Origin of the sequence: Acidocella sp. MX-AZ03 (assembly GCF_027626035.1) — a bacterium.
In the GTDB taxonomy this organism is placed as follows: domain Bacteria; phylum Pseudomonadota; class Alphaproteobacteria; order Acetobacterales; family Acetobacteraceae; genus Acidocella; species Acidocella facilis.
Genome location: NZ_CP110774.1, coordinates 3,362,440 through 3,389,332 on the forward strand (window position 1 = coordinate 3,362,440; position 26,893 = coordinate 3,389,332).

The window sequence follows — 26,893 nt, forward strand, 5'->3', positions numbered from 1 at the left end:
TCATGAACCATTATGATCCGAAATCCGTGAAGCTCGTTGGCGGCAAGCCCGTCATGGACCTGCGCGGCCTCAGCCCTGCCCCGGTCACTGCCTTCAACACCGATGGCGCTGTCGACTGGAAAGCCAATGCCGAACTCGCGAAATGGCTTGTTTCTGTTGAAGGGGTGAAGAGCCTCGTCTGTCTTGGCCATGCCGGCGAAGGCACGTTCCTCACCCAGGACGAGCAGGTAAAGCTTATCGAGACACTGACAGAAGCCGTGAATGGCGAAGTTCCCATCATTGCCGGTATCACCTGCGAGGGCACGGAAGTCGCCGCCCAGGAGGCGAAGCGCGCGGCCAAGGCTGGCGCTACCGGGGCGCTGGTCTATCCCTCTCACGGCTGGCTGCGCTTTGGTTATCAGGATGGCGCCCCGCAGGATCGCTATAAGGCGATTCACGAGGCGTCCGGCCTGCAATGCATTCTGTTCCAGTACCCGGATGTGACCAAGGCCACCTATAACCTCAAGACGCAGCTTGAAATCGCCGCACAGCCGGGCGTGGTTGCCACCAAGAATGGCGTGCGCAACATGAAGCGCTGGGACACCGAAATCCCTGTTTTGCGCAATGAATTTCCGGAACTGCAGATTCTTACCTGCCATGATGAGTATTTGCTGCACACGATGTTTGACGTGGACGGCGCACTGGTCGGCTACGGCAACGTGGCGCCCGAGTTGCTCGTGCAGTTCATCACGGCGGGCAAGGCGAAGGACTACGTCAAGGCGCGTGAAATCCACGACAGGCTGTTGCCGGTGACCAAGACCATCTATCACCGCGGCTCGCATATGGAAGGCACCGTGGCGCTGAAGCTGGCGCTGGTCGCCCGTGGCATTCTCAAGAATGCAACCGTCCGCTCACCGTTGCTGGACCTGTCCAAGGAAGCCGATGATGAAATCAGGGCGGCGCTGAAATCCTCCGGGATCATCTGACCAGATGAGCATATAGTCACCTGCCAATCGAGCCGCACAGGAAAAGGCGGCTCGATTTTGTCTTTATCCTTGAGGATCTCGGCCCCGAGGCTTGCTTACCCGGCGGCTCAGGTCATTTGCGTTCTTAATGGCGCGGAGAAGGCCGGGTCGGCGCTTGTAGCCGATCTGTGCCTTGATCCCCGCCAGCTTGGTCAACCGGGCAACGCGGTTTGGGCAACAGGTCTCGCCGTGATCCAGCAGGTCATCGTGCAGCTTGCGATAGCCATAGACTTTGCCGCTATCGTTCCAGGCTTGTCGGATCAGCTCCGTCTGCCGAGCATCTTCCCGAGCCCGCTGGCTCAGCGGGCTCTTCTGCCAAGCATAGTAGCCTCTGGGCTGCACGGCGAGGCACCGGCACATTGCACACACGCCGAAGCGATCGCGATGCTCGGCAATGAACGCGTATCTCACTTTGCATCTCGAGCGAAATACGCCGTGGCTTTTTTAGGATGTCACGCTCCTCGGTCACCTGGGCCAGCTCTCGCTTCAGCTGGCGGATCTCGGCATCCTTGCCGGCATCGCCAGACCCCACCTTCGCCAGCTGCCGCTTCCAGGCGTAGAGCGAATGTTGACTGACGCCAAGCCGCTGCGAAACCTCCGCTACCGGATACCCTCGTTCGGTGATCTGAGCCACCGCATCACGCTTGAACTCATCGCTGAAATTGGGCTTCCCCATCATCGCCTCCAGTCCTCAAAATTAGGATCGAAGGCGTCCATAAATCTAGGGGCTATTCATCCATGTGGCTTCGACGGTTCTTTCTGCGGCTTTTCGGAGCAGGGTTTTGAGTTTGGCGAAGACCTGCTCGATGGGGTTGAGATCGGGGCTGTAGGGCGGCAGGAAGAGGAGTTTGGCACCTGCGTCTCGAATGGCCTTGCGCACGGCGGGGCCTTTATGGCTGCCGAGATTGTCCATGATGACGATGTCTCCGGGGGACAAAGTCGGCACCAGCATCTGGCGGACATAGGCGGTGAATGTTTTGCCGTTGATTGGCCCGTCCAGAACGAAGGGGGCGTCGATGCGATCTGAGCGCAAGGCGGCCAGGAAGGTCAGGGTTTTCCAGTGACCATGTGGCACCTTTGCCTGTAGGGGCTGACCGCGCGGTGACCAGCCGCGCAGGCGCGTCATATTCGTCTTGGCGCAGGTTTCGTCCAGAAAAACCAGCCGCTCAGGCGCCAGTTTTGCCTGATGCTTCTTCCAGAACCGGCGTTTGCGCGCCACGTCGGGACGATCTTGCTCGGCGGCGAACAGCGTTTTTTTTGAAACTGAGCCGGGCGTCACGCACCAGGCGCCACACCGAAACCTCACTTGTGGCAACGCCGCGCGCGCCAAGTTCCAGCGCCAAGGCGCGCATCGTCAAATCCGGCTTCTCGTCCAGCCGGGCCAGTATCCAGCTCAAATGCGGCGCCAAAGCCCGAGGCGGCCGCCGGCCTTGCGGTTTGGCCGCAGCACTACCCGTCTCCCGCAACCGCTGCGACCACTTCACCGCACTTGCAGGACTTACAGAAAACAGCGCCGCAACCTCACGGCACGAACGGCCAGATAAAACCGCCGCCGCCACTCGTTCCCTTAGATCGTTCGAATAATGCCGACCCATTCCAAGCTGACCTCCAACCCAGCAGTCAGCTTGAATCAGAAATCAGCCCGCGCCGGAATCCCAAAAACGATTCAAGTGAGAGGAAAGAGACTCTAGGTCGTGTCTGCATTCATAGATTCCCTTTGTTTGTGATTTCTGATTCAAGGCTTGAGGAGGGTTCTTGCCTTGAGCAGACGGACACTGACGGACGAACAATGGAACCGCATTGAGGGTCACTTGCCTGGCCGTGTTGGCACCCCTGGCCGAAGCGGGGTGGACAACCGACTTTTTGTTGATGCGATCTTATGGATGGCTGGCAATGCGGCGCGTTGGCGAGATTTGCCGGAGATGTTTGGCAAATGGACGGCGGTACATGCGCGGTTCCGGCGTTGGTCTCATGCGGGCGTTTGGGAAGCGCTATTCAAAACCCTGGCGGATACGCCGGATTTTGAATACGTCCTGATTGATAGCACCATCTCGAAAGTCCATGCCGATGCGGCAGGGGCAAAAGGGGGGCTGAAGCTGCCGCCATTGGGCGTTCACGCGGCGGACTGACGACCAAGCTCCATGCCGCGGTCGATGCACTTGGCTTGCCGCTGCGCATCCACCCGACGCCGGGACATCACGGCGATTGCCCACAGGCGGAAGCCCTGCTGGATGGGTTGCAGGGTGTTGGTCATGTCATCGCTGACGCTGCCTACGACGCAGATCCCCTACGCGCTTTCATTGCCAATGATCTCGGTGCAACCGCTCAGATCAAGGCTAATCCCAGCCGCGCCATAAGCCCCCCAATCGACTGGAGGCTCTACAAGGAGCGCCATCAGGTCGAGTGCTTCTTCAATAAACTCAAACGCTTCCGCAGAATCGCCCTCAGATGCGAAAAAACCATCAAAGCCTTCATGGGCTTCGTACATCTCGCTTGCGCCATGATTTGGCTACGATGAATGCAGACACGACCTAGGGCGGGAAATCTCCGGGATCGGCACATGCTCACGCTTATGCCACCGGCGGATAATGCTCAAAAACGCCATGTCCAACACTCCGTTCGCCCCCGCCAGTTCCAGGCGGGGAAACAGTCAAACATGGGTCAAATCTCAGTGGAAAAATCCGGCCTTCCAGGGGCAGATCTCAGCGGAAATCAACACAGTGCTGGTTGATTGTCGCGGACCCGGATTTAATCAGGTAGCATCGGCCCCCATCAGCCTTGGGGAGAGGCTGGCGCGCCAGGCTGTGCGGTGAGCGCGCAGGGCGTGTGCCTGGGGCAGGGCGGGCGGCGGGGGCACCGGCGGCGCGGGCGGTGGCGGGGAGCCGGCAAGCCACAAAGCGGCCGCCGCCAGCCCGCCGCGTGCGGCCCGCGCCTCCACCGGGGATTGCGGGCGCAGAGCCTGCAGCAGGGCGGGAAAGAGCGGGTTGGCGGCGAAGGGGCCGTCGACCAGCACCGGGCCCTGGCCCTGCAGCCGTTCCAGAATGTAATCGGCCATCAGCGCGCAATACAGGCTGGCCAGGGCGGCACGGGCCGGCGGGGAGAGGGCGTCTGCCGCCAGCAGCCGGCCGGCCCGGCCAGGAAACGGGCCGCCCAGGGCAAAGCCGGGCAGCGCCATGGCGCCGGCGGTCAGCATTTCGTCAAGCCCGGCGAGGGTCGGCGGCGTCTCTGTTCCGGCGATGGCGGCATATTCCCGGCCGCCCATGAAGCGGGCGGTGGCGGTGGGCACGCCCAGCGCGTCCACATTGGCCAGCATGTCCGCCGCTTCATCCAGCCCGTCGAGCTTGGCGCCGCTGGCCAGGATGACGCACCAAGTGCCCGAGGATAATACGCAGAACGGCGCCGCCGGCGGTCGCCCGATGCGATGGGCGAGGTAGGAGGCGTTGGAATCATGGATCCCGCAGATCACCTGGCACGTCGCGGGCAAGCCCAGCGATGCGGCCAGCGCTGGGCGCAGCCGGCCGAGCGGGGTGGCGGCGGGGCGCAGCGGAGCGAGCAGCCCCTCCCAGCCCTGGGCGGCTACCAGCCGGGAATATTCGCCCTGTTGCGGCGCCCAGAGATCCGTGTGGCAACCTAGCGAGGTGACCTCCGAAGCGGCCATGCCGCTGAACCGCCAGGACCAGTATTGGGGGTAGGTGAGCAAGCGGCTGGTGCGCGCGAACAGTGCCGGCAATCGCTGCTGCACGAAGAAAATCTGCGCCCCGAGATTGAGCCCGGCCGGCAGGGCGGGGACAGGGTTTCCGCGAAGGGCGGACGCTGGGCGCGGTAGGCGGGCTGGGTCTGGGTGAAGGCCGGGTCCTCGTAATCGGGGGCGAGCAGCCTGGTGCCGGCGGCGTCGAGCAGCACCATCGCCGCGCCATGGGCGATGGGGACGATGGCGCGCACAGCCTTCCGCCCGGGCATGGTGGCCAGCGTCGCCAGGGCCCAATCCTCGATCCCGGCGACATCCAGCTGGCGGGTGAGCGGGCCATGTCCGGGGCGGGCAGCGCCGGGCTGGCCCGCTCGGCCGACCAGAGGCAGCTCCCGGCCGCATCCAGCAGCAACAGCTTGGCGTTGGTCTTGCCGATATCCAGGACGACGATAAGCCCGCTCATGGCATGTGGAACATCAGCGCCAGGGGCACGGCGAGGGGCGCATTGTCCGGCCCGGTCTGCATGATGTCGGCCATGTACGCCCACCAGCGCTGCATGACCGCCTGTGCCGGCAGAGCGTCCATGGCATGTTCCGCGCGGCGGCGCAGCACGGCGAACAAGGCATTGCTCTCCGGGTCAAGGAAGATCGAATAATCGCTGATCCCGGCCTCGCGCAGCAAGGTGAGCAGCTCTGGCCAGATCTCGTCATGCCGGCGGCGATATTCAGCCGCCTGGCCCGGCGTGAGGCGCATGCGCCAAGCCACCTGTTCCGGCGTCCCGGCCGCGCTCATCGCCGCCGCCGCGCCGGGCCGAGCTGCGCGGAGAGGGCGACGACCCCCAGCAGCATGCCCCCGGTGATGATGGCCAGCACAATCCCCGGCACGTTGAGCAGCGACAGCCCGAAGGTGACCATGCCGATCAGCAACGCCGCCAGCACCACGCCGATGATGCTGCCTTGCCCGCCATCGATGGCGACGCCGCCGAGGATGACCATGGTGATGACATCAAGCTCCCAGCCCAGCCCCAGCGAGGGGCGGGTTGAGCCCTGGCGCGAGGTGAGCAGGATGGAGGCCAGCCCGGCGCAGGTGCCCAGCAGCACAAACAGGCCGAATTTCGTCCGCCCCACCTGCACCCCGGCGAGCCGTGCCGCCACCGCATTGGCGCCGATGGCATAGATGCGCCGGCCGAGTACGGTGAAATGCAGGACGATGCCAAAGATCACCGCCAGCCCCAGGAACAGCACCAGCTCAAAGGACACCGGCCCCCACACATAGCCCTGGCCGAACCAGGCGAACGCGTTGCTGTAGGATTTGAGCACGCCATCACCCAGAATGGCGTAGGCGATGCCGCGATAGAGGCTGAGCGTGCCGATGGTGGCGACGATGGAGGGGACGCGGAAATAGGTCACCAGCAGGCCATTGCCCGCCCCCGCCAGTGCCCCGGCGAGCAGCCCGGTGAGGCAGACCAGAGCGGTGTTTCCGCCCGCCTGCGCCACCAGCCCCATGAACACCGACGACATGGCCATGGTGCTGCCCACCGAGATGTCGATCTCCCCGGCGATGATCAGCAGCGCCATGGGCAGCGCCATGATCCCGCGCTCGGTGAAATTGAAGCTGGCGTCCGAAAGGGTCCAGGGGTTGAGGAAATACGGCGAGAGCCGTGTGTTGAGGAAGACATCCGCCAGTACGGTCAGGGCCAGCAGGCTCTCCCAGCGGCGCAGCACGCGCCAGGTGAAGCCGCGCCGCGCGGCCACGCCGGGGGTCAGGGAGGTGGGGAGAGATTTCACGATGCGGCCTCCGCCGGTTCGAGGATCTTGCGGCCATGGGTCTTGCGCTGGACGGTGCTGTTGAGGATCACCGCCACGGTGATCACCAGGCCGCTGACGGCGAGTTGGAAGAAGGGCGAGATGCCGACCACCGGCAAGGCGGTTTTGATGATGCCGAGAAACAGCCCGCCCAGCACCACCCCAGCGATGCCGCCAACCCCGCCGGTGATGGAGACGCCGCCGATGACGCAGGCGGCGATCACCTGCAACTCGAACCCGCTGGCCACATCCGTGTAGGCCACGCCGAAGCGCGCCGTCCACAGATACCCGGCCAGGCCAGAGATGGTGCCCGAGAGCAGGAAGGCGAGGCACTGCATCCGCCCGACATCGATCCCCGCATAGGCGGCCGCTTCCGGATTGTTGCCGGCGGCATATAGGTTGCGCCCGGCATTGCTGTAGCGCAGGAACAGCCAGCCGAGCCCGGCCGTGCCAAAGCCGATCCAGCTGAGCATGGACAGGCCGAGCACCGGCAGCCGTACGAAATCCAGAAAGGCGGGCGACATCTGCCCGCTATTCACCCAGGCGCCGCCGGAGACCAGATAGACGCAACCGCGATAGATGGAGAGCGTGCCCAGCGTGACGACGATGGAGGGCAGGCGCAGCCGCCAGACCAGCAGCCCGTTGAACAGCCCCAGCCCCGCCCCCATCGCCAGGGCGATGAGCAGCACCGGCACCACCCCGGCCTGCGGATGCGCGGCATTGAACTGCGCCACCACCATGCCGGTGAGGGCGGCATTGGCCGCGACCGAGAGATCCACCCCCCGGGTGAGCAGCACGAACATCTCACCCACCGCCATCATGATCAGCAGGGCGGTGTCGTCGAGCAGTGACTTCACATTGTCCGGGGCGAGGAACTGCGGGAACAGCAAGGTGACCAGCGCCAGCAGGGCGAGGGTGAGCAGGCCGAGCCCGGCCTCGTGCGGCAGGGGTTTGAGGCGGCCGACTTTACGCATCGGTGGCGGCTTTCACGATGGCTTCGGCGCTGGCCTGCGCCCGGTTGAAACTGGCGCGTAGGCGGCCGCGGCGCATCACCAGGATGCGGTCCGCCAGCCCCAGCACCTCCGGCAGTTCGGATGAAACCATGATGATGCCAAGGCCCTTTTCCACCATCTCGGCCATCAGCCGGTAAACCGCGGTCTTGGCGCCGATATCGATGCCCTTGGTCGGCTCATCCAGGATCAGCACCGAGGGGCCGGTGGCCAGCCATTTGCCGATCACCACTTTTTGCTGGTTGCCGCCGGAGAGTTCCTCCAGGCGCTGCCCGACCCCGGCGGTCTTGATCTGTAATTGCCGGACATAGGTCTGCGCCAGGCTGTCCTCATCACGCCGGCGGATGAAGCCGCGGTGCGAAAGATGCGCGAGCGAGGGCAGGGCGACATTGCGGGCGATGGAGGCACCGAGGATGCCGCCCTGGACCTGCCGGTCCTCCGGCACATAGGCGATGCCGGCCTGGATGGCGGCTTGCGGGGTGGCGGCGTGCAACCGCGCCCCGGCCAGTGTCACCTGCCCCTGGTCAGGGCGGGTGATGCCCGCCAGCGCCTGCATCACCTCGCTGCGCCCGGCGCCGACCAGCCCGTACACGCCAAGGATCTCGCCGCGATGCAGGTTGAAGCTGATATCCGCGAACTCGCTGCCGCGCCCCAGCCCCTCGACCCGGAACAGCTCCGCGCCGATCTCGATTTCTGCCTTGGGATAGGCTTGCTGCACGGCGCGCCCGACCATCATCGCGATCAGCCGGTCGCGATCGACCTCGCTGATCAGCCCCTGGCCGACGGCATGGCCGTCGCGGAACACCGCATAGCGGTCCGCCAGGGCGAAGATTTCCTCGAATTTATGGCTGATGAACAGGATGGCGCGCCCGGCCCGTTTCAGCCGCTCGACGATGACGAACAGTTCCTCCACCTCGCGGTGCGAGAGGGCCGCGGTGGGCTCGTCCATGATCACCACCCGGGCCTCGTTGGACAGTGCCCTGGCGATCTGCACCAAGTGCTTCTGCGCCACGCTGAGCTGGCGCATGGGCGTGCGCGGGTCGATGCGCGGATCCAGCTCCGCCAGGATCAGCCGGGCGCGTTCGCGCATCCGGGTCCAGTCGATAAAGCCGTGGCGGCGCGGGCGGTCGGTGATGAAGATGTTCTCGGCGACGGACAGATCATCGAACACCACCGCTTCCTGGTGGATGGCGCCGATGCCAAGCCGCCCGGCCTGGTCGGCCGAACCGATATGGACCGGCGCGCCTTGCAGGCGCACCTCCCCGGCATCGGCCTGATGAACGCCGGTGAGGATTTTCACCAGCGTCGATTTGCCAGCACCGTTCTCGCCGATCAGCGCGGTGACTTCACCGGGATAGAGCGCGAGATCGACGCCGCACAGCGCCTGCACGCCGGCGAAGGATTTGCTGATGCCCGACAGGCTGAGCAGGGGGATGGTCATAAGGCTGGCTCTCTCCGGCTGAGGCGGCGGGGCAAGGCCCCGCCGCGCCGCGATCAGAAGATCTTGGCGAAGGCCTCGACGTTGGATTTGTCGTAGGTGAAGGGCGCGGCCATGGCGCCGACGCCATCCGCGCCGAAGCTGATGCTGCCCATGCGGCCGATGGGCAATGTAGCGCCTGGGCCGCGGGCCCCCTTGACCAGATCCACTGCGACATAAATCGTGGTGTAGCCGAGGTCGATGGGATTCCAGATGGCGAAATCACGGATCGAGCCGGCTTGCACATGGCCGGCGCATTCGGAGGGCAGGCCCAGACCGGTGACATAGACCTTGCCGACCTTGCCGGCATCCTCCACCGCCTTGGCGGCGGCGACGATGCCGACCGAGGTGGGCGCCACGATGACCTTCAGCTGCGGATATTTCTGCAACAGCGCGGTGGTCTGGCGGTAGCTGTCATCCGCGAGGTCGTTGCCGTAAACCGTGGCGACGAGCTGCAGGCCGGGATAATTCCCAAGCTGTGCCTTCATCACATCGATCCAGGCATTCTGGTTGGTGGCGGTGGGGGTGGCGGAGAGAATGGCGATCTGACCCTTGCCGTCGGGCGCGTTCTGCGCCGCCAGCTTGTCCAGGGCCGCGCCGATCAGGGCGTTGGAGGAGGGGGCGACATGCACGATACGCCCGGCCTGGTCGATGCCGCTGTCATATGAGATGACCTTGATCCCGCGCTGCATGGCGCGCTTGCAGATCGGCACCAACGCGTCCGGGTCGTTCGCGGAGATGGCGATGGCATCGACATGCTGGTCGATCAGTGACTGGATCACGTTGATCTGCCCGGCGGCGCTGGTGGTGGTGGGACCGGTGAAGATCACCTTGACATCGCCGAGCTGCGCGGCGGCCTGCTGGGCGCCCTTGTCCACCGCCACGAAAAAGCCGTTGCCGAGTGATTTGGCAACCAGCCCGACACGGATTTCCCCGGCCGCCCGGGCGCTGCGCCCAAGCCCCGCGGTGAGCGTGGCCGCACCCGCGAAGAGCGCGCCGCTCCTGATCAATTGACGCCTTTGCATCCTTGGTTCTCCCTTGTTTTTGATTCAGCTTGAGGCTCTAATTTTGGTATTAGCGAGCAATTTCTTGTGTTTATCTTGATGCTGGCGCGTCACTCCAAACACATATCGCTCTCGTCCGTCCGCGGGTTGTTCCGGGCCGGGGTGGCTTCTCCCCGATCACGGCGCCCGCCTTCACGCAACGTCCTGCAATCCTCCCGCCTGTGCCTGCAGCGGCTCAGGGTCGACGACAATGGTTTCAACCCCGGCGGCGCGCAGCATGTCGAGCTCCTCGGCGGTGGCGCCGCGATCAGTGATCACCGTGGTGATGCGCGACAGTGGGGCAACGATCATCGAGGAGCGTTGGCGCAGCTTGCGGCTGTCGGCCAGCACCACCAGCGTCTCCGCGCATCCCAGCAGCGACATCAGCGATTGCGCGATCAGCGGATCGGTCTCCATCAGCCCGAAGCCGTTCAGCCCATGGCAGCCGGTGAACAGCAGGCGACCGCAGAAATGCTTCATCATGTCGTGGCCGAAGGGGCTGAGCACGATGTTCTGCTGGGGATAGATGGTGCCGCCGGGGATGGTCACGCGCAGCTTGGGGCTGCGCATCAGCGAAGCCGCGAGGGGGAAGGAGTTGGTCAGCACATCGAGCCGCCGCTCCGCCAGGAACCCGGCCAGGCGATAGGTGGTGGTGCCGCCGTTGATGACGACGCTGTCGCCATCCTCCAGCATGGCGGCGGCGGCTTTGGCGATGGCCTGTTTTTCCGCCAGAGCCACCGGCTCCTCGGCGCTGAAATGCGCGGCGCCGAGTTGCGGCTGGTGGCGCGGGCGCAGCGCCTCCGCCCCGCCGCGCACACGGCGCAGCTCGCCGCGATCGGCCATCGCTCCAATATCACGCCGGATCGTCGCCTCCGAGGCGCCGAGCAGCTCGACAAGGTCGGCCACGGCGACGACGGAACGATCCTCGACGAGTTTGCGGATCAGGTGGTGGCGCTCACGTTCGAGCATCCGGGGCGTCCTCATTGGTTGTTTCTGCAAGAAAACGCCGGTTTTTGATAGTCGTCAAGCAAAATCGCGCATATTGCAACGCAATATTAATCGAATTTGGTTGATTGTGATCGTTTCGTGTTCTAGGAAAGGCTATCGCCCCTCAAAATGACGCAAGACGCCAGGGGGCACCAAGCGGCCGCACGGGAGGAACCAATGGACGCCATCACGTCACCATCTTTGCTTGAGACTCGCTGGGACGAGGCGCATGCGGCAACGCTGACGCCGGCGGCGCTGCTCGTCTATCGCTCCAATCTGCTGGGCGCGGACAAGCGCATCACCAATTACGGCGGCGGCAACACCTCCTCGAAAATCGAGATGGCGGATCCGCTGACCGGCGCCCCGGTCCAGGTGCTGTGGGTCAAGGGCTCGGGCGGCGATATAGGCAGCATCACGCAGGATGGCTTCGCCACGCTGTACATGGACAAGCTGCACGCGCTGCGCGGGATCTATCACGGCCCGGCGCAGGAGGATGCGATGGTGGGGCTGTATAATCACTGCACCTTCAACCTTAACCCGCGTGCCACCTCCATCGATACGCCGCTGCACGCCTTCATCGACCGCCCGCATGTGGACCATGTGCATCCGGATGCGATCATCGCCATCGCCGCGGCGGCGCAAGGCGAGGCGCTGACACAGGAGATTTTTGGTGACGAGATCGGCTGGCTGCCCTGGCGGCGGCCGGGGTTCGAGCTGGGGCTATGGCTGCGGCGCTTTGCCGAGACGCACCCGCAGGCCAAAGGCGTGGTGCTGGGCGCGCACGGGCTGTTCACCTGGGGTGACACGCAGAAAGAGTGCTATGAGACGACGCTGGCGGTGATCAACCGCGCCATCAGCTTTCTGGCAGCGCGGGCGCAAGGGCGCGCCGCCTTTGGGGGGTGCGCGTGCAGCCGGCTCCCGCGCCCACGCGCCGCGCCGTGGCCGCGACGCTGATGCCGGTGATCCGCGGGCTGATCAGCCAGGAGGGGCCGCGCAAGGTCGGGCATTTCGATGACGCGCCCGAGGTGCTTGAATTTGTCGGCAGTCACGCGCTGGACAGTCTGGCGCCGCTGGGCACCTCCTGCCCGGACCATTTCCTGCGCACCAAGATCGCGCCGCTGGTGCTGGCGTTCGATCCGGCGACGCAGCAGGCGGCGGATTTGCTGCCCGGCCTGGAGGACGCGCTAGCCGCCTACCGCGCTGGCTACGCCGCCTACTACCAACGCTGCAAACACCCCGACAGCCCGGCGATGCGCGATCCCAACCCCGTGGTCTATCTCATCCCCGGCATCGGCATGCTCACCTTTGCCGCCGACAAGGCCACGGCACGGATTTCCGGCGAGTTCTACCGCAACGCCATCAATGTGATGCGCGGCGCCAGCACGGTTTCCGAATATCGCGGCCTGCCCGAGCAGGAGGCGTTCAACATCGAATACTGGCTGCTTGAGGAGGCGAAGCTGCAGCGCCTGCCAAGGCCGCGCGCGCTGGCCGGGCGCATCGCCTTCATCACCGGCGGGGCCGGAGGCATCGGCGCGGCCACCGCGCGGCGGCTGCTGCAGGATGGTGCCTGCGTGGTGCTGTGCGATATCGACCGCGAGGCGCTGGAGGGCACGCGTGCGGCGCTGGCCAAATCCCATGGCGCCGACCAAGTGGCGGCGGTGTGGGCGGATGTGACGCGCGAGGAGGCGCTGGCCGCCGCCTTCACGGAAACCGCCCTGGCCTTTGGCGGGTTGGATATCTGTGTGTGCAATGCCGGCATCGCCTCCGCGGCGCCGCTGGAGGAGACCAGCCTGGCGCTGTGGCAGAAGAATATCGACATACTCGCCACCGGCTATTTCCTGACCTCGCGCGAGGCCTATCGGATGCTGCTCACCCAGAAGCTGGGCGGTTCGATCATCATGGTGGCGAGCAAGAACGCACTTGTCGCCTCGCCGGGGCGGCGGCCTATTGCACGGCCAAGGCCTCAGAGCTGCATCTCTCGCGCTGCTTGGCACTGGAGGGGGCGCCGCACGGCATCCGCGCCAACGTGGTCAACCCGGATGCGGTGCTGCGCGGCAGCCGCATCTGGCAGGGCGATTGGGGGAGCAGCGCGCGGCTTCTTACCAGAAGGCTTCGCTGGAGGAGCTGGACGATGTCTATCGCCAGCGCTCGCTGCTCAAACGCAGCGTCTACCCGGAGGATATCGCCGAGGGCATCGCCTTCTTCGCCTCAGAGATCTCCGCCAAATCCACCGGCAACATCCTGAATGTCGATGCCGGCAACGCCAACGCTTTCACCCGGTGAACCAGATGGACAAGTTCGTGACACCGCAACTGGACCAGGCGGCGCTGGCCGCGCAGAATGCGCCCTTGCTGGCGGCCCTGCAGGAGGATTACGAGGCGCTGGGCCGGGGGCTGGCGCGGCGCGGGATCGATATCGAGGCGGTCACCCGCGCCGTGGCCAGCTTTGGCGTGGCCACGCCGAGCTGGGCGGTGGGCACCGGGGGCACCCGCTTTGCCCGCTTCCCCATGCCCGGCGAGCCGCGCAACGTGTTCGACAAGCTGGAGGATTGCGCGGTGATCCACCGCCTCACCGCCGCCACGCCGACCGTCTCGCTGCATTTCCCATGGGATGAGGTGAGTGACGTGGCGGCCCTGAAGGAGCACGCCGCGGCCTTGGGGCTGGGTTTTGATGCCGTGAATTCCAACACGTTTCAGGACCACCCGGGCAATCCGGCGCATCCTCTCTCCTACAAGTTCGGCAGCCTCACCCATGCGGATGCGGCGGTGCGCGCGCAGGCGGTGGCGCACAACATCGCCTGCGCCGCGCTGGGGGCCAAACTGGGCGCCCGGGCGCTGACCATCTGGGTCGGCGATGGCGCGAATTTCCCCGGCCAGCAGGATTTCACCGCCGCGTTCGAGCGTTATATCGAGAGCGTGCAGGCGGTGTATGGCGCGCTGCCGGCGGATTTCGCGCTGTTCCTCGAACACAAGATGTACGAGCCGGCCTTCTATGCCACGGTGATCCAGGATTGGGGATCTTCCCTGCTGGCCGCGCAGGCGGTGGGCGAGCGCTGCCTGTGCCTGGTTGATCTGGGGCATCACGCGCCGAATGTGAATATCGAAATGATCGTCGCCCGGCTCGTGCATGCGCGCAAACTGGCGGGGTTTCACTTCAACGATTCCAAATATGGCGATGACGACCTGGATGCCGGGGCGATCGACCCGTACCGGCTGTTCCTGGTGTTCAACGAGCTGGTCGGCGCCCAGGCGCGTCAGGCGCCGGGGTTCGCGCCGGCTTATATGCTCGACCAATCGCACAACGTGACCGACCCGATCGAAAGCCTGATCACCAGCGCCATCGAGGTGCAGCGGGCCTTTGCCCAGGCATTGCTGGTGGACCGCGCCGCGCTGGCCGGCTTCCAGGCGCAGAATGACGCGCTGATGGCCAGCCAGACGCTCAAGCGCGCCTTCCTGACGGATGTGCAGCCGATCCTGGGCATGGCCCGTGCCCGCGCCGGCGCGGCGATCGAGCCGTTGAGCGCCTACCGGGCGAGCGGTTACCGCGCCGCGGTGGCGCGCATCCGCCCGGCCAAGGCGGGGGGCGGTGGCGGCATCGTGTAAGCAAAGACCGGGCGTGCGCGCGGCGCGCGCCCCTGATGTGCAGATTGCCTGCCCGACAAAATCGCCGGCCGCCACCGGCCTCACCGCCAGGGATTCCTCGAACTGTGGGCAAGCGGCTTTTCGCACAATACGGCCCTGTTGGCTTCTTGATCGGCGCTTCCGGAATTGGCCCGCTTATGCGGGGGGGGGGGGGAGGCCCTGTGTCGGATAAAAGCCGCCGGTTAGAGCAACATCCGATCAAACGGATTCGTTTGATCGGATAAATCGTCTTTCCTCTGCACTCTGAACTGCGGCAAATAGCCGTTGCAGCGCCAGGCTATCTTGCAAAACATGGGGTTCCGCAACATCCGAGGGATCTTCGCGAGCATCTCTGCATTTGTTTCCGGTGGCCAGGGCACGCCACATTCTGATCTCATGGCCGGACCTGAACCGCGCGGCGGCGATGGTGCTGGACGGTAATCCCCCCTGAAATTAAGGGGCTTGATAAGTAGAATTTTCTCGGCAGATTACACGAGGAGATTTGTATGAAGACGTCGAGATATAGCGAGCCCCAGATCCTTGCGATTTTGCGCCAGGCGGAGGGCGGTGTTCCGATTTCGGAACTGTGCCGCGAACATGGGATGAGCGATGCCTCCTTTTACAAATGGCGTGCCAAATATGGCGGGATGGATGCCTCGATGGTGTCGCAGATGAAGGCGATTGAGGACGAGAACCGGCGTTTGAAGAAGATGTTTGCGGAATTGAGCATGCAGAATGAGCTGCTCAAGGAGGCTTTGGGAAAAAAGTAGCGCGGCCATCTAAACGCCGCGAGATGGCCGAGGTGGCGGTGGCGAGGCGGGGGTGAGCATCGCGCTGGCCTGCCGGACGTTTGGCGTGAGCGAGACCTGTTATCGCTATGCGCCAAAACTGGTTGGCGAGAACGAGGAGATCGCTGATCTGCTCGTGGGATTAACGAATGCCAAGCGCAATTGGGGTTTTGGCCTGTGCTTTTTGTATTTACGCAATGTGCAGGGCCGGCCATGGAACCATAAACGCGTCTATCGCATCTACCGGGAGCTGGAGCTGAACCTGCGGATCAAGCCTCGCAAACGGCTGCACCGGGACAAGCCTGATGCATTGGCTGTGCCTGAGGCGCCGAACGTCTCATGGTCGATGGATTTCATGGCGGATCGCTTGGAGGATGGCCGCGCATTCCGGCTGTTGAACGTGCTCGACGACTTCAATCGTGAAGGTTTAGGCATAGAAGTTGATTTCTCGTTGCCGGCTGAGCGTGTAATCCGCAGCCTGAACCGGATCATCGAATGGCGCGGCAAGCCTGGGAGCATTCGTGTTGATAACGGCCCGAATATATCAGCGGAAAGCTGCTCGCATGGGCTGAGAAGTTGAAGATCAGCATCCGCCATATTCAGCCGGGTAAGCCCCAGCAGAATGCCTATGTCGAGCGCTATAACAGGACCGTGCGGCATGAGTGGCTCGACCAGCACATCATTGAAAGTATCGAGGAGGCGCAACACCACGCCACAAAATGGCTCTGGACTTATAACAACGAGCGCCCCAACATGGGCATCGGTGGGATCACGCCCGCTCAGAAACTGAAACTCGCCGCGTGAATTCTACGAACATGCCCCGTTAAAAACGGAGGGATTACTGGTGCGCCATGACCTCGTCGTAGGTTGAGAGGGGCGGCCGGATGAGGGGCTTTGCCGGTTCAGCCGGTGGCGGCGCATCAAATTCTGCGGGCCTGGTGTCCCAATCGATAAAGCGCGCCGGCTGAAATTCGACGGTGTCTGAAGCATCGGGCGGATCTGATTGGCTGTCCCGCGCCCCGACCGGTACCGCTTCCGGCACCGGCGCCGGTGCCGCAAACGCCGTCTCTGCCTGCTGCGCCGTCCTCTGCGGCGGTCCGGTGGCGGTCTTGCGCTGGTAGCCTTTCAGGGGGCGGCGGGCGCGATAGACCTCGCTTTGCAGCCAGTCGGCATCCCACGCTTTGCCGGTGCTGTAGGTGATGCCAGCCAGCGTCATCGCGCGTGCGATCGCCGCCCAGGACCAGTCGCCATGCACAAGCTCCAACAACATGCCGTAATGTTGGCGTAGCCAGGGCCGCACCACATCGCCCTGTCGCCAGAGCGGGCGGAGCATCTCCGCCAAGCTTTCGATCTCGGCCTCGGTGTGAATGCGTTTGCGCGACATGAACACGGGCTTTCAAAAATAGCGGCACGGAGTTTCGCTATTTTTGACGGGGCGGACAATCTTCCGAATCGGAATCTTGACAAGCGCTGAGCTCGTGTCCCAGCCCAATCCAAAGCCTTTTCCTGTGCTGATTCCTATGCTTGTTCCTGGTCTCAAAACTGAGCTCAATTCTAATCTTATCCCCAAGCTCAATCCTGATCTCTAATCTCGCAGGTTTCGTGTGGTAATATCTTATGCGGCTACAACAGACCAAGGAATGCTAGCGCATGCAGGTGCGTTAAGATGAACCGGATGAGATCGCCGCCATCGCGTTCCCGCTTTCCAGCGAAGCCGACATTATCACCGGCCAGATCTTGCATGTCGATCGCGGCGCGCCTGTCGGCCGGACTCAGCTGTGACCGCCGGCCTCGCGCATCAACCTGTTCGCCTGTTTTCAAACCTCGACAGATAAATCTCATGATCAACGATTTCACTTTGTTTGACAGCACCAATGCCCCAGTCGGTGCAGGCGATATTCTCGACGGCATGCAAAAAGCCTGGGGCTTCGTACCCAATCCGCATCGGGTTGCTTTGTCAAAGATCCAAGATTAGACTAACTCATTAAAAATGGCCAAACAATGAACCGTAGACTTCCATCTTTCGCCGCCCTGCGCTCGTTTGAGGCGGCTGGATGTTTGGGCAGCCTGACCCTGGCCGCGAATGAGCTTGGTGTTTCACAAGTCGCGGTCAGCCGTCAGGTTCGGCAGTTGGAGGCTTATCTGGAAGTATCTCTATTTACCCGTAGGCACCGTAAGATCGAAATTACGCGTGAGGGGACACAGCTATTGCAGGGCTTGGTTACGGCCTTCGATGATATCGATAATGCGGTAAAGAGAGTGTCGCGCCGTGGTCGTAACGATGTGATGTCGTTGCAATCCTATACAACCTTCTCACAACGCTGGCTGATTCCGCGGTTACCAGTGTTCCAGGAAGAACATCCAGACATCGAGGTGCGACTGACAACCTCGACCGATCCCGTTGACTTTCAGGGGCGTGCAATCGACGCCGCGATCCGTTCCGGGCGCGGCGACTGGAAGGATGTGGGCGTCGACAAGCTCACTGGCCTGACCTTGCTGCCGGTGGCAAGTCCAACCTTCCTGCGCCACCACAAGTTACGGCAGCCGCAAGATCTGGCCGGTGTCACGTTACTGCATTCGCTAGCCCGCCCCAACGACTGGGCGGCTTGGCTAAAGGCCGCCAAGGTTGAGGGAATAGAGCCCACGCGGGGGTTGAAGTTCGAGAGTTCCGCGCTTGCCTACGAGGCTGCATTGCAGGGGTTGGGCGTTGCCATAGGGATTGAGGTTCTCGTCAATAGCAATCTGAAAGACGGCGCATTGGTGGCCCCCTTCAGCAAACGCCATGTTCTGGACGAGGGCTACTATTTGATCTGGCCAAAAAACCGCAAGCCCTCGCGGGGATTAAGGCTATTCCACGCGTGGTTGCTCAGGCAGATGGAGAAAGAAATCGTGCCGTGAAGGGGGCCAGTGAAAGGCTCTCCCCATCTCCCCGAACTTGACTAACGGGTGTTTACGATACGCCTTGCCATATGGCGCCGAAAGGCATCGCCCCCCTCAGTCCTGGCCAGACGCCTCATGGCGCTCTTTCAAGAAGGAAACGGCAATTAGACTGATGATGGCGCAAACCAGGATATAGCCGGCGATCGCAAAGCCGGTATGGTCGTGGTGGAACAACAGGGTGACGATGATTGGAGTCGGCCCGCCGCCGATGATGGCGGAAAGCTGGTAGCCGATGGAGGAGCCGCTATAGCGCAGCTCCGGCGAAAAATTATTAGCGATAAGCACGGATTCCGAGCCATACATCATCGCAAACGGGATCAGGGAAAGCGCGATCATGATCAATGAGAGCGTCAGAGACCCGGCGCTGAGGAGCGCAAAATAGGCGAACGCAAACGCCGGTGCCGCGATCGTACCTATAATGAACAGGCGTTTGCGGCCAACTCGATCAGACAAATTGCCGAACACCGGAATCGCGACCGTACAAACACATGCGGCAACGAGCAATGTCTGCAAAATCGTATCATGGCCGAGATGCAGGCGCTGCAGACTGAAAGTGTAGATGAAGACGGTCATGACCTGGAAAAACGCCATCTCAACAATCCGCATGAAGGCGATGATCAAGATTTTGCGGTAGTGATGCTTGATCACGCGCGCAACTGGTTGTTGCTGGATGCGGTTTTCCTGTGCGATTGTCCGGAAGACCGGCGTCTCTTCCACCGCGCGGCGGATCAGAAAGCCCAGCCCGACGAGAAGAATGCTGGCGGCAAAGGGCAGTCGCCAGCCCCAGCTCATGAAGGCCGAGCCGGTCGCGAAGCTGGCGGCGGCGAAGGCGAGGTTGGCGAGAACAAGACCCAGTGGCACGCCGATTTGCGGCCAGCTGGCGGCAAAGCCGCGCCGCTCGGGCCGGGCCCACTCCATCGCGACCAGAACGGAGCCAGCCCATTCGCCACCCACGCCAACGCCCTGGATGAACCGCAGAACCGTGAGCGTGACCGCACCCGCGATACCAATTTGCACATATGTTGGCACCAGCGCGACGCTGAAGGTGCCGAGACCCATCATGATGAGTGTCGCGATCAAAGTCCCCTTGCGTCCGATACGGTCCCCGTAATGGCCGAAGATGAGTGCCCCCAGCGGGCGCGCGACGAAGCCCAATGCGAATATGCCGTAGGAGCTGAGCGTAGCCGACAACGGATCGGATTTAGCGAAATACAAGCTTGGGAAAATGAGGCCGCTGGCGATGCTGTAGAGGATGAAATCATACCATTCGATCGAGGTACCAACCATGCTGGCCAGCACCGCCGTCCGACGTTTGGCAATCAACCCGGCTATGTCGACATTGGATTGTTCAAAGCCGTCGGAGATTTCGACGCGGTCCGTTCTGTTCATGGTTTGTCTTCTCCCGAAGCACGCAGCTTATGCAATTTTTGTGGCGTAAGCTTTGGCACTATCACACCGGGATGCACCCGACTTTTGATGCCGGTATGGCCAACTTATAGTTAGGCAAATCGCCTTGAAAACGATTCAAGCGCGCGGTTCAGCCGCCCAAAACCAAGTGAGAGGCGCGGATTTGCCTAACTTTAAGTTTGTCTAGAAGCCACGCATTGTTGGTTGAGGAGCATAGCCGGTCCTGCGCAGGATGCTGGGTAACGATAAGGCGTCGGGATGGTTCGTTAGGCCACTGGGGGTTTGCCTGCCGGCACTAAAACTCCATCCCGGTTTCAGCCGCCAGGTCGGCCACGGCGCGTTTGATGCGACCTCCTAAAAGGGTCTCACGAATAGCCAAAAAAGAGGAAGAAACATGGACGAGGACAAAGCCCTGCCATCGAGCATCGAATTTGAGGTGGAGCAGGCGGTCGCGACGCTGCGCCTGAACCGGCCGGATGTTCGCAATGCCATTGACGACGACATGCGTGCGGGGCTGATTGGTTTGATTGACCGTGTGGCGCGTGATGAATCGATCAGGGCGTTGGTCATCACCGGCAATGGTAAAGGATTTTGCTCTGGCGGTGACATCAAGAGCATGAAACAGCGTCTGCAGGTTCCACCGGGTGATATCGCCTTCAATGGCTGGCGTCGGCAGCAGCGCACACATCATCTCATTTCAGCATTGCACGATCTGCCAAAGCCAACCATTGCCGCGGTGAATGGCGCTGCCACCGGGCTGGGCTGTGACCTTGCTCTGGCGTGCGATTTTGTCATTGCTTCGGAAGCGTCGACGATGGCGATGACGTATGTTCTGCGCGGTCTCATTCCGGACGGTGGAGGAATGTATTTTCTGCCGCGGCGGGTCGGCCTCGCCCGTGCCAAGGAGCTGATTTTCACCGGCCGCACAGTAAAGCCGCAAGAGGCGCTGGCCCTGGGGATGATCGACCGTATCGCCACTGTGGACCGTCTCGTGCGGGAAGCGCAAGACTGGGCGGCTGAGATGGCGCAAGGCGCGCCTGCCGCCGTCGCTTTGGCGAAGTCGGTCTTGAATCAAAGTTTTGAGCTCACAGCCGAGCAAGTCTTCGGCATGGGCAGTCAGGCACAGGCGATCTGCTACAGCACCCGCGACCATCTCGAGAGTGTGCAGACTTTTCTTGCCCAATCTGCAGGAAAGGAAAAGCGCTGATGGATATCGAACCGATCAGCAGCGTCGATCGCCTGCTCCGACCGCGCCATGTCGCGATTATTGGCGCTTCAGGTGATCCGGGCAAGCTTACCGGCCGTCCGGTGAACTATCTGCGTAAATATGGATTCACCGGCACAGTGCTGCCGGTGAATCCCAGGCTTGAGAAAATCGACGATTTGACCTGTTATCCCGATATTCAATCCCTGCCGGTGGCGCCGGATGTCGGGCTTGTGCTGCTAGGTGCGGAGCGGGCGAGCCAAGCTGTGCGCGCGCTGGCTCAGCGCGGCGCGGGCGCCGCCATTGTGCTTGCCAGCGGCTTTGGGGAATCCGGCGCGGAAGGCGCGAAGCGCCAGGCTGAGCTTCGCGAGGCGGCTGGCGCCATGCGGGTACTCGGGCCGAACACGATCGGCCTCGTCAATCTCTCAGACCGTGTCATGCTCTCCGCCAGCGGTGCGCTAGAGGTAGGCAACCTTCCGGTGGGCCATGTCTCCCTGGTTTCGCAAAGCGGCGGCATATTGGGCGCGCTGCTTTCACGGGCGGCGGATCGGGGCATCGGTTTTGCCAAGCTGGTTTCCACCGGCAATGAGGGCGATCTCGATAGTTCCGATCTGCTCGCACATCTGGTTGAGGATGAGCAGACGAAGGTTCTCGCAGTATATATGGAGGGACTGCGCCGGCCTGAGGCCTTTCGCAGGGTGGCTTACCGCGCTGCGGCGCTGGGAAAGCCGATCGTCGTGTTCAAGGTCGGTCGTTCAGAATCAGGCGCGCGTGCCGCTGTCTCGCATACCGGCGCCCTGGCCGGTGCCGATGCGATGTATGATGCGTTGTTTAAACAGCTTGGCGTCATCCGCGCGCAAAGCTTCAGTGATCTGCTCGACATTCCGGCGGCCCTGGTGCCTGGGCGGCGGATGCGCGGCAAGCGGGTGGCCATCCTCACCTCAACCGGCGGCGCGGGCACGCTGGTGGCCGATAGTTGCGGCCTTGCGGGGCTGGACGTGCCAGCCCCCGATGCCGAGACGGCGCAAAACCTCGCGGCGCTGCAAGGTATGGAGGGCAGCTCCGTGCAGAACCCGGTGGATCTCACGCTGGCCGGATTGCAGCCGCAGATTCTGAGCGCCGCCATGTCTGGATTGTTGGCGAGTGAAAGTTTCGACGCTGCCGTGGTGGTTGTCGGCTCCTCCGCGCTGGCCCAGCCCAACCTGGTCGCGGATGCCGCGGTCGCCTGTCAGGCGCGTAGCGACAAGCCGCTGATCGCTTATGTCAGTCCACATGCGCCGGATATCGTCAAGCTATTGAACAGCAAGGGCATTCCGACGCTAACCCAGCCGGATGGCTGTGCTGCCGTGCTGACGGCGTTGGCCCAGCCGGCCACGATGTCGCCACCTGCCCCTGCACAGGCGCCGGTTCCGCACGCGCCCCTCCCCGCCATGGGCGGCCCCCTCGATGAGGCCGAGAGCAAGCGCCTCTTTGCCGCCTTCGGTATTACGTCGGCCCGCGAACTCGTCGCCGCGTCGCCGGAAGAGGCGGGGCAGCTGGCACAGGGGTTGGCAGGGCGCCTCGTCGTGAAAATCCTCTCTCGGCAGATCGCGCATAAGAGCGATGTCGGGGGAGTGCGGCTTGGGGTCGCGCGGGACGAGGTCGCGGAGGTCGCCGCCCGAATGCAGAGTGATTTGGCGCGGCAGGGCCTGCCCGTGGAGGGCTTCCTGATTCAGGAAATGGTGTCCGGCGGCATCGAATTCATCCTAGGCCTAACCCGAGATCCGCAGCTTGGCCTGGCCTTGCTGCTCGGAGCCGGCGGCGTCGCGGCGGAGCTGTTCAAGGATACTGCGATCCGCCTTTTGCCGCTGAGTAGGGAGGATGCGGTTTCGATGATCGACGAGCTGAAATCCGCGCCGCTGCTGGAAGGCTATCGTGGCGCCCCGCGGCGCGATGTCGACGCATTGATCGAGGCAATCCTAGCCTTCTCGCGGATGGGTGAACAACTCGGTCCGCATCTACAGGAGGCGGAGATCAACCCACTTTTCATTTTGCCGGAAGGGCAAGGCGTTGTAGCGGCGGATGGGCTGGCAGTGTTGACCAAGCCGGAGGCGGAGGCGTGAGCCAGGCGGTGGAGATTGACCGCTCGATGCAAGTCGCCGTTCTGGGGGCGGGGGCCATGGGGGCCGGCATTGCGCTTGTCGCCGCCACGGCGGGGCATGAGGTCTTATTGTATGACGCCATAGAGGGCGCCGTGTCGCGTGCCCTGGAGCGGCTCGCGAAGGATCTAGATGCACTCGTGCGGCGCGGCAAGCTCAGCGCGCAAGCGCGCGAAACACGGCTGCGACGGCTGAAGCCGGCGGCCGGACTTGCCGATCTGGCAGCGGCCGGATTGATCATTGAGGCTGTGACCGAGCGGCTCGAGGTGAAGGCCGATCTATTCGGAGCGGTCGAGCGGGTGGTCGGCGATGAGGCGATTTTAGCCACGAATACGTCCTCAATCTCGGTGACGGCGATCGGGGCCAGGCTCCGCCGTCCCGGGCGCCTGGTCGGCATGCATTTCTTCAACCCGGCGCCGGCCATGCCCCTCGTGGAAATTGTCGCCGGCCATGTCTCGGATGACGAGGTGCTGGCGCGTGTGGTAGCCATTGCCGCCTGTTGGGGGAAGGTTCCGGTTCTCTGTCGCTCCACCCCGGGCTTCATCGTCAACCGCATCGCCAGACCGTTTTATGGCGAGGCATTGCAGTTGGTCTCTGAGCACGCGGCCAAGCCCACCACGATTGATGCCGTTTTGCGCCATGCCGGGGGCTTTCGCATGGGCCCCTTCGAGTTGATGGACTTGATCGGGCATGACGTGAATTACGCAGTGACCGAGAGCGTGTGGAAGGCGATGTATCACGACCCCAGATACCGCCCGTCCTTGATCCAGAAGAGCTTGGTTGAGGCCGGGCTGTTGGGCCGCAAGACCGGACGTGGCATTTACGACTACGCGAGTCAGGACCATCCCGGGCCGGTGGCTGCGCCCGCCGCACCGGCCCCGAGCACATTCTGGTGCATGGCACCCCCCGCCTGCTGGCCCCCTGATCGCCGCGGCGGAGGCTGCCGGCCTGCGTGTGGAGCATCGGCCCGTTAGCCGTGAACATCCGGCCGAAGCGTTCTCAATCGGCGATGTTTGCCTGGCTCTCAGCGATGGGCGCACAGCCACGCAGCGCATGGCGGAAACCGGCCGGGCCATGGTTCTTCTCGATTTGGCGATGGACTTTGGCGCCACGAAATGGCTGGCTATGAGCCCGGCCGATCAATTGCGCCCGGGCGCATATGATTTGGCGGTGGGATTTCTGCAGATGACCGGCAAAAATGTTGCCATCATCGATGATGCGCCGGGTTTGATCGTTCTTCGCACCGTCGCGATGATCGCCAATGAAGCGGCCGAGGCTGTGCAGCAAAAGCTGGCAACGCCGCAGGATATCGATTTGGCCATGGTGAAGGGCGTAAATTATCCTCGCGGCCCGCTCGCCTGGATCAAGGCCCTCGGGCCCGACCTGCTGGCCAGGACAATCGAGCATTTAGCCGCGTGCTATGGGGATGGTCGCTATCGTGTCGCGCCGCTGCTGCGCCGTTGGGCGCTCAGCCCGGATACCATGCCTGTTTGGGGAGATATCACGCAATGAAGGCTTACTCAGCACCCGGCAAGACTGTGGCTGGTTATCAAGGACCTGAGTCCCGGGGCGTTTGGCATGCGTGATCAGCGGGTAAAAACCGTCACCAGCCAGTGTGACGGGCGGGTCGCCACCCTTATCATCGACCGCCCAGAGCGTCGCAACGCGCTGAATCAGCAGGTCAAGAGCGAGCTGATCGTGGCGCTGGAGGCCGCGATTCAGGACGATGCCGTCAGCGCCATCATTCTGACGGGGCTAATGGCGTTTTCGCGGCGGGCAGCGACATCGCCGAAATGGCGACGCTCACTGCAGCGGACCAAGAGGCGGCGGATGGTGGAAAAGTGTTTTCTGTACTGCGGAATTGCCCGAAACCGGTGATCGCGGCGGTGGAAGGTTACGCGCTGGGCGGCGGCTGCGAGCTGGCGTTGAGCTGCGATCTCATCATTGCGGGGAGAACGCCAAATTCGCGCAACCTGAAATCCGTGTCGGCATCATGCCTGGCGGTGGAGGGAGCCAGCATTTGCTGCGTGCCATAGGACGATACCAAGCAGCCTGGATGGTGCTGACCGGCGAAGCTGTGGATGCGAAGACCGCTTTCGTCATGGGCATAGTGTCAGAACTCGCCGGCGAGGGCGGCGCCTTGGAGGCCGCGCGAAAGCGGGCCGTACAGATTTCAAAGCTTCCTCCCCTCGCAGTGCGTGCAGCTAAATCGGCTCTGCGCAAAGGCGAAGATCTGCTCCTGGCCGATGCGTTGCGGGCCGAGCGTCAAGCGTTCATCGCATTGTTTGATACGGCCGACCAGAAGGAGGGCATGGCGGCTTTTTTGGAAAAGCGTAGTCCAAACTATCGGGGATTCTGAGCGAAGCACTCTTTGCTAACCCCCATGGAGTGCCGATGAAATAGAGAAAATAGCCATATCGCAGCAAGCGGGCTGGCCAAATAAAAAATGCCGAAACGGAGCGAAAAATGTCCTTATCAAAAGCAGACTATGTGAAGTCGATATTCCAGGCGGCGTCGGGAAACTTTCTGGAAATGTACGACTTCTTCATATATGGGTTTTACGCGCAATATATCGCGAAAGCCTTTTTCCCGGCTCACAACCAGTATATCTCCCTGATGGTCACCTTCTCGACCTTCGCGGCGGGATTTTTGATGCGTCCGATCGGCGCGATTATCCTTGGTGGCTATATCGACCGGGAGGGGCGGCGCAAGGGGCTGATGCTCACACTTGCAATAATGGCCATTGGTACAATCTCCATCGCTATCGTTCCGACATACGAATCAATCGGTCTTCTGGCCCCCTGCTGGTCGTTCTTGGCAGGCTTTTGCAGGGCTTTTCCGCAGGGGTCGAGGTTGGCGGCGCATCCGTCTATCTTTCGGAAATCGCACCAGCCCGTCATCGTGGCTTTTTTGTCGCTTGGCAGTCATCCAGCCTTCAGCTTGCCACGATGACGGCCGCAGGTATTGGCTATTTACTCAACAGCGTCATGATGCCGGACACGATACAAGCCTGGGGATGGCGGATTCCATTTTTCATCGGCGCGCTCATCGTTCCTCTGCTGCTGGTACTCAGAACAACGATGCGTGAAACCGATGCTTTCCTCGCGCAACGCAAGCATCCGGAATTTTCTGAGATCATGCGATCCATGATCCTGAACTATAGAATCATCATTGTTGGTGCTTTGCTGATTTCGATGACAACGGTTGCGTTTTATCTCTCGGAGATCTATACGCCGACTTTCGGCCGGGTGGTTCTGCATCTGAGTGCAAGCGACAGCCTGCTCACCTCCTTCGCGGTTGGTCTCGTAGCATTGTTCGCTGTCCCCGCGATGGGTGCACTGTCGGACCGGATAGGGCGTCGGCCCCTGCTCATTGCGGCAACGATTCTGGCGATGGCGACGTCCTACCCCGTGCTGCTCTGGCTGGTCAGCAACATCACCTTCTATCATCTGGTCCTTACCGAAATCTGGTTTGCCCTGTTATATGCCATGTATAATGGCGCGGCGATGGTCACGTTGACGGAAATCATGCCGGCGCGGGTCAGAACGGTCAGCCTGGCATTTGCCTTTAGCGTTGCAGTGGCACTCTTTGGCGGATTTACGCCAATGATCTCGACATGGCTGATTCACACAACCGCCGATAAGGCCTCGCCGGGATATTGGCTGACATTTGCGGCGCTGTGTGGGATCTGCGCGACGCTTATGCTGCCCCGCTCCAAGAACCTTGCTTCAACCGATACGGCGGCGCAAGTTGGCTCTTCCGTCCCGAACTTCAGTGACTGA

Annotated in this window: 23 protein-coding genes and 4 pseudogenes; 14 read left to right on the forward strand and 13 right to left on the reverse strand. The window is 62.6% G+C overall.

The features are described 5' to 3' along the window. Positions 1-2: 2 nt before the first annotated feature. Positions 3-965 carry a dihydrodipicolinate synthase family protein gene (locus GT370_RS18595; protein WP_008495273.1) on the forward strand — a complete coding sequence of 321 codons (963 nt, stop codon included), beginning with the start codon at positions 3-5 and terminating at the stop codon, positions 963-965. A 141-nt stretch (positions 966-1,106) separates the two neighbouring features. Here GT370_RS18595 and GT370_RS18600 read toward each other — a convergent pair. The 3 genes and pseudogenes from GT370_RS18600 to GT370_RS21695 form a co-directional block, all read right to left on the reverse strand. Beyond that, positions 1,107-1,680: pseudogene (locus tag GT370_RS18600) on the reverse strand (transposase); the annotation flags it as partial. A 45-nt stretch (positions 1,681-1,725) separates the two neighbouring features. Continuing rightward, positions 1,726-2,283 carry an IS630 family transposase gene (locus tag GT370_RS18605; protein ID WP_270183536.1) on the reverse strand — a complete coding sequence of 186 codons (558 nt, stop codon included), beginning with the start codon at positions 2,281-2,283 and terminating at the stop codon, positions 1,726-1,728. After that, entirely contained in the window at positions 2,171-2,599 is a 429-nt protein-coding gene (locus GT370_RS21695) for a helix-turn-helix domain-containing protein (RefSeq protein WP_442865461.1), read from the reverse strand. Before GT370_RS21695 ends, GT370_RS18605 begins: the two co-directional genes overlap by 113 nt. A 165-nt stretch (positions 2,600-2,764) precedes the next feature. Here GT370_RS21695 and GT370_RS18610 point away from each other — a divergent pair. Further along, positions 2,765-3,522, forward strand: a protein-coding gene (locus tag GT370_RS18610) for an IS5 family transposase (protein ID WP_144052894.1) whose coding sequence is annotated in 2 segments (ribosomal slippage) — positions 2,765-3,083 and positions 3,083-3,522 — 759 coding nt in all. Because the reading frame shifts where the segments join, the coding sequence is not laid out codon by codon here. A gap of 234 nt (positions 3,523-3,756) precedes the next feature. Here GT370_RS18610 and GT370_RS18615 read toward each other — a convergent pair. From GT370_RS18615 to GT370_RS18650, 8 genes are all read right to left on the reverse strand, one after another. Then, a complete protein-coding gene (locus GT370_RS18615; RefSeq protein WP_270183537.1) occupies positions 3,757-4,662 on the reverse strand; it encodes a hypothetical protein in 906 nt (301 codons plus the stop codon). Next, positions 4,635-4,964 (reverse strand): hypothetical protein, encoded by a 330-nt coding sequence (locus GT370_RS18620; RefSeq protein ID WP_270183538.1) that lies wholly within the window; start codon positions 4,962-4,964, stop codon positions 4,635-4,637. The genes GT370_RS18615 and GT370_RS18620 overlap by 28 nt, the downstream gene beginning before the upstream one ends. Before the next feature lie 187 nt (positions 4,965-5,151). Then, positions 5,152-5,484, reverse strand: a complete 333-nt coding sequence (rhaM, locus tag GT370_RS18625; RefSeq protein WP_008495279.1) for an L-rhamnose mutarotase — start codon at positions 5,482-5,484, stop codon at positions 5,152-5,154. Next, a complete protein-coding gene (locus GT370_RS18630) occupies positions 5,481-6,479 on the reverse strand; it encodes an ABC transporter permease (protein ID WP_008495280.1) in 999 nt (332 codons plus the stop codon). Before GT370_RS18630 ends, rhaM begins: the two co-directional genes overlap by 4 nt. Next, positions 6,476-7,471 carry an ABC transporter permease gene (locus GT370_RS18635; RefSeq protein WP_008495281.1) on the reverse strand — a complete coding sequence of 332 codons (996 nt, stop codon included), beginning with the start codon at positions 7,469-7,471 and terminating at the stop codon, positions 6,476-6,478. The genes GT370_RS18630 and GT370_RS18635 overlap by 4 nt, the downstream gene beginning before the upstream one ends. Continuing rightward, on the reverse strand, positions 7,464-8,948 hold the full coding sequence (locus GT370_RS18640; protein ID WP_008495282.1) for a sugar ABC transporter ATP-binding protein: 1,485 nt from the start codon (positions 8,946-8,948) through the stop codon (positions 7,464-7,466). The genes GT370_RS18635 and GT370_RS18640 overlap by 8 nt, the downstream gene beginning before the upstream one ends. Positions 8,949-9,001: 53 nt before the next feature. Further along, positions 9,002-9,994, reverse strand: coding sequence for a rhamnose ABC transporter substrate-binding protein (gene rhaS, locus GT370_RS18645; RefSeq protein WP_008495284.1), 993 nt, complete (start codon positions 9,992-9,994; stop codon positions 9,002-9,004). A gap of 186 nt (positions 9,995-10,180) precedes the next feature. Beyond that, positions 10,181-10,996, reverse strand: a complete 816-nt coding sequence (locus tag GT370_RS18650; RefSeq protein ID WP_008495285.1) for a DeoR/GlpR family DNA-binding transcription regulator — start codon at positions 10,994-10,996, stop codon at positions 10,181-10,183. A 195-nt stretch (positions 10,997-11,191) separates the two neighbouring features. Between GT370_RS18650 and GT370_RS18655 the strand changes: the two genes are divergently transcribed. From GT370_RS18655 to GT370_RS18675, 3 genes and pseudogenes are all read left to right on the forward strand, one after another. After that, on the forward strand, positions 11,192-11,968 hold the full coding sequence (locus tag GT370_RS18655; RefSeq protein ID WP_270183539.1) for a class II aldolase/adducin family protein: 777 nt from the start codon (positions 11,192-11,194) through the stop codon (positions 11,966-11,968). Then, complete coding sequence (rhaI, locus tag GT370_RS21700; protein ID WP_442865462.1) at positions 11,920-14,616, forward strand: L-rhamnose catabolism isomerase; 2,697 nt, start codon at positions 11,920-11,922, stop codon at positions 14,614-14,616. Before GT370_RS18655 ends, rhaI begins: the two co-directional genes overlap by 49 nt. A gap of 524 nt (positions 14,617-15,140) precedes the next feature. Beyond that, a pseudogene (locus tag GT370_RS18675) lies at positions 15,141-16,226 on the forward strand (IS3 family transposase). A gap of 34 nt (positions 16,227-16,260) precedes the next feature. Here the strand turns inward: GT370_RS18675 and GT370_RS18680 are convergent. After that, a complete protein-coding gene (locus GT370_RS18680) occupies positions 16,261-16,806 on the reverse strand; it encodes a hypothetical protein (protein WP_008495288.1) in 546 nt (181 codons plus the stop codon). 456 nt (positions 16,807-17,262) lie between these two features. Here GT370_RS18680 and GT370_RS18685 point away from each other — a divergent pair, with 456 nt between their 5' ends. Next, positions 17,263-17,397, forward strand: coding sequence for a hypothetical protein (locus GT370_RS18685; protein WP_256378786.1), 135 nt, complete (start codon positions 17,263-17,265; stop codon positions 17,395-17,397). A gap of 26 nt (positions 17,398-17,423) precedes the next feature. After that, positions 17,424-18,320: a LysR substrate-binding domain-containing protein gene (locus GT370_RS18690; RefSeq protein ID WP_008495290.1), complete on the forward strand. Its 897-nt coding sequence runs from the start codon at positions 17,424-17,426 to the stop codon at positions 18,318-18,320. A 96-nt stretch (positions 18,321-18,416) separates the two neighbouring features. Here the strand turns inward: GT370_RS18690 and GT370_RS18695 are convergent, their stop codons facing one another. Continuing rightward, complete coding sequence (locus GT370_RS18695; protein WP_008495291.1) at positions 18,417-19,751, reverse strand: MFS transporter; 1,335 nt, start codon at positions 19,749-19,751, stop codon at positions 18,417-18,419. Between the two features lie 412 nt (positions 19,752-20,163). Here GT370_RS18695 and GT370_RS18700 point away from each other — a divergent pair, with 412 nt between their 5' ends. From GT370_RS18700 to GT370_RS18730, 7 genes and pseudogenes are all read left to right on the forward strand, one after another. Then, positions 20,164-20,976: an enoyl-CoA hydratase/isomerase family protein gene (locus tag GT370_RS18700; protein ID WP_008495292.1), complete on the forward strand. Its 813-nt coding sequence runs from the start codon at positions 20,164-20,166 to the stop codon at positions 20,974-20,976. After that, entirely contained in the window at positions 20,976-23,075 is a 2,100-nt protein-coding gene (locus GT370_RS18705; RefSeq protein ID WP_008495293.1) for an acetate--CoA ligase family protein, read from the forward strand. Before GT370_RS18700 ends, GT370_RS18705 begins: the two co-directional genes overlap by 1 nt. After that, on the forward strand, positions 23,072-24,085 hold the full coding sequence (locus GT370_RS18710; RefSeq protein WP_270183540.1) for a 3-hydroxyacyl-CoA dehydrogenase NAD-binding domain-containing protein: 1,014 nt from the start codon (positions 23,072-23,074) through the stop codon (positions 24,083-24,085). Before GT370_RS18705 ends, GT370_RS18710 begins: the two co-directional genes overlap by 4 nt. Positions 24,086-24,164: 79 nt before the next feature. Next, positions 24,165-24,623, forward strand: coding sequence for a 3-hydroxyacyl-CoA dehydrogenase family protein (locus GT370_RS18715; RefSeq protein ID WP_270183541.1), 459 nt, complete (start codon positions 24,165-24,167; stop codon positions 24,621-24,623). 66 nt (positions 24,624-24,689) lie between these two features. Next, a pseudogene (locus GT370_RS18720) lies at positions 24,690-25,470 on the forward strand (enoyl-CoA hydratase-related protein). Positions 25,471-25,643: 173 nt separating this feature from the next. After that, positions 25,644-25,844: pseudogene (locus GT370_RS18725) on the forward strand (citrate-proton symporter); the annotation flags it as partial. A gap of 92 nt (positions 25,845-25,936) precedes the next feature. Then, positions 25,937-26,893 (forward strand): MFS transporter, encoded by a 957-nt coding sequence (locus GT370_RS18730; RefSeq protein WP_270183542.1) that lies wholly within the window; start codon positions 25,937-25,939, stop codon positions 26,891-26,893.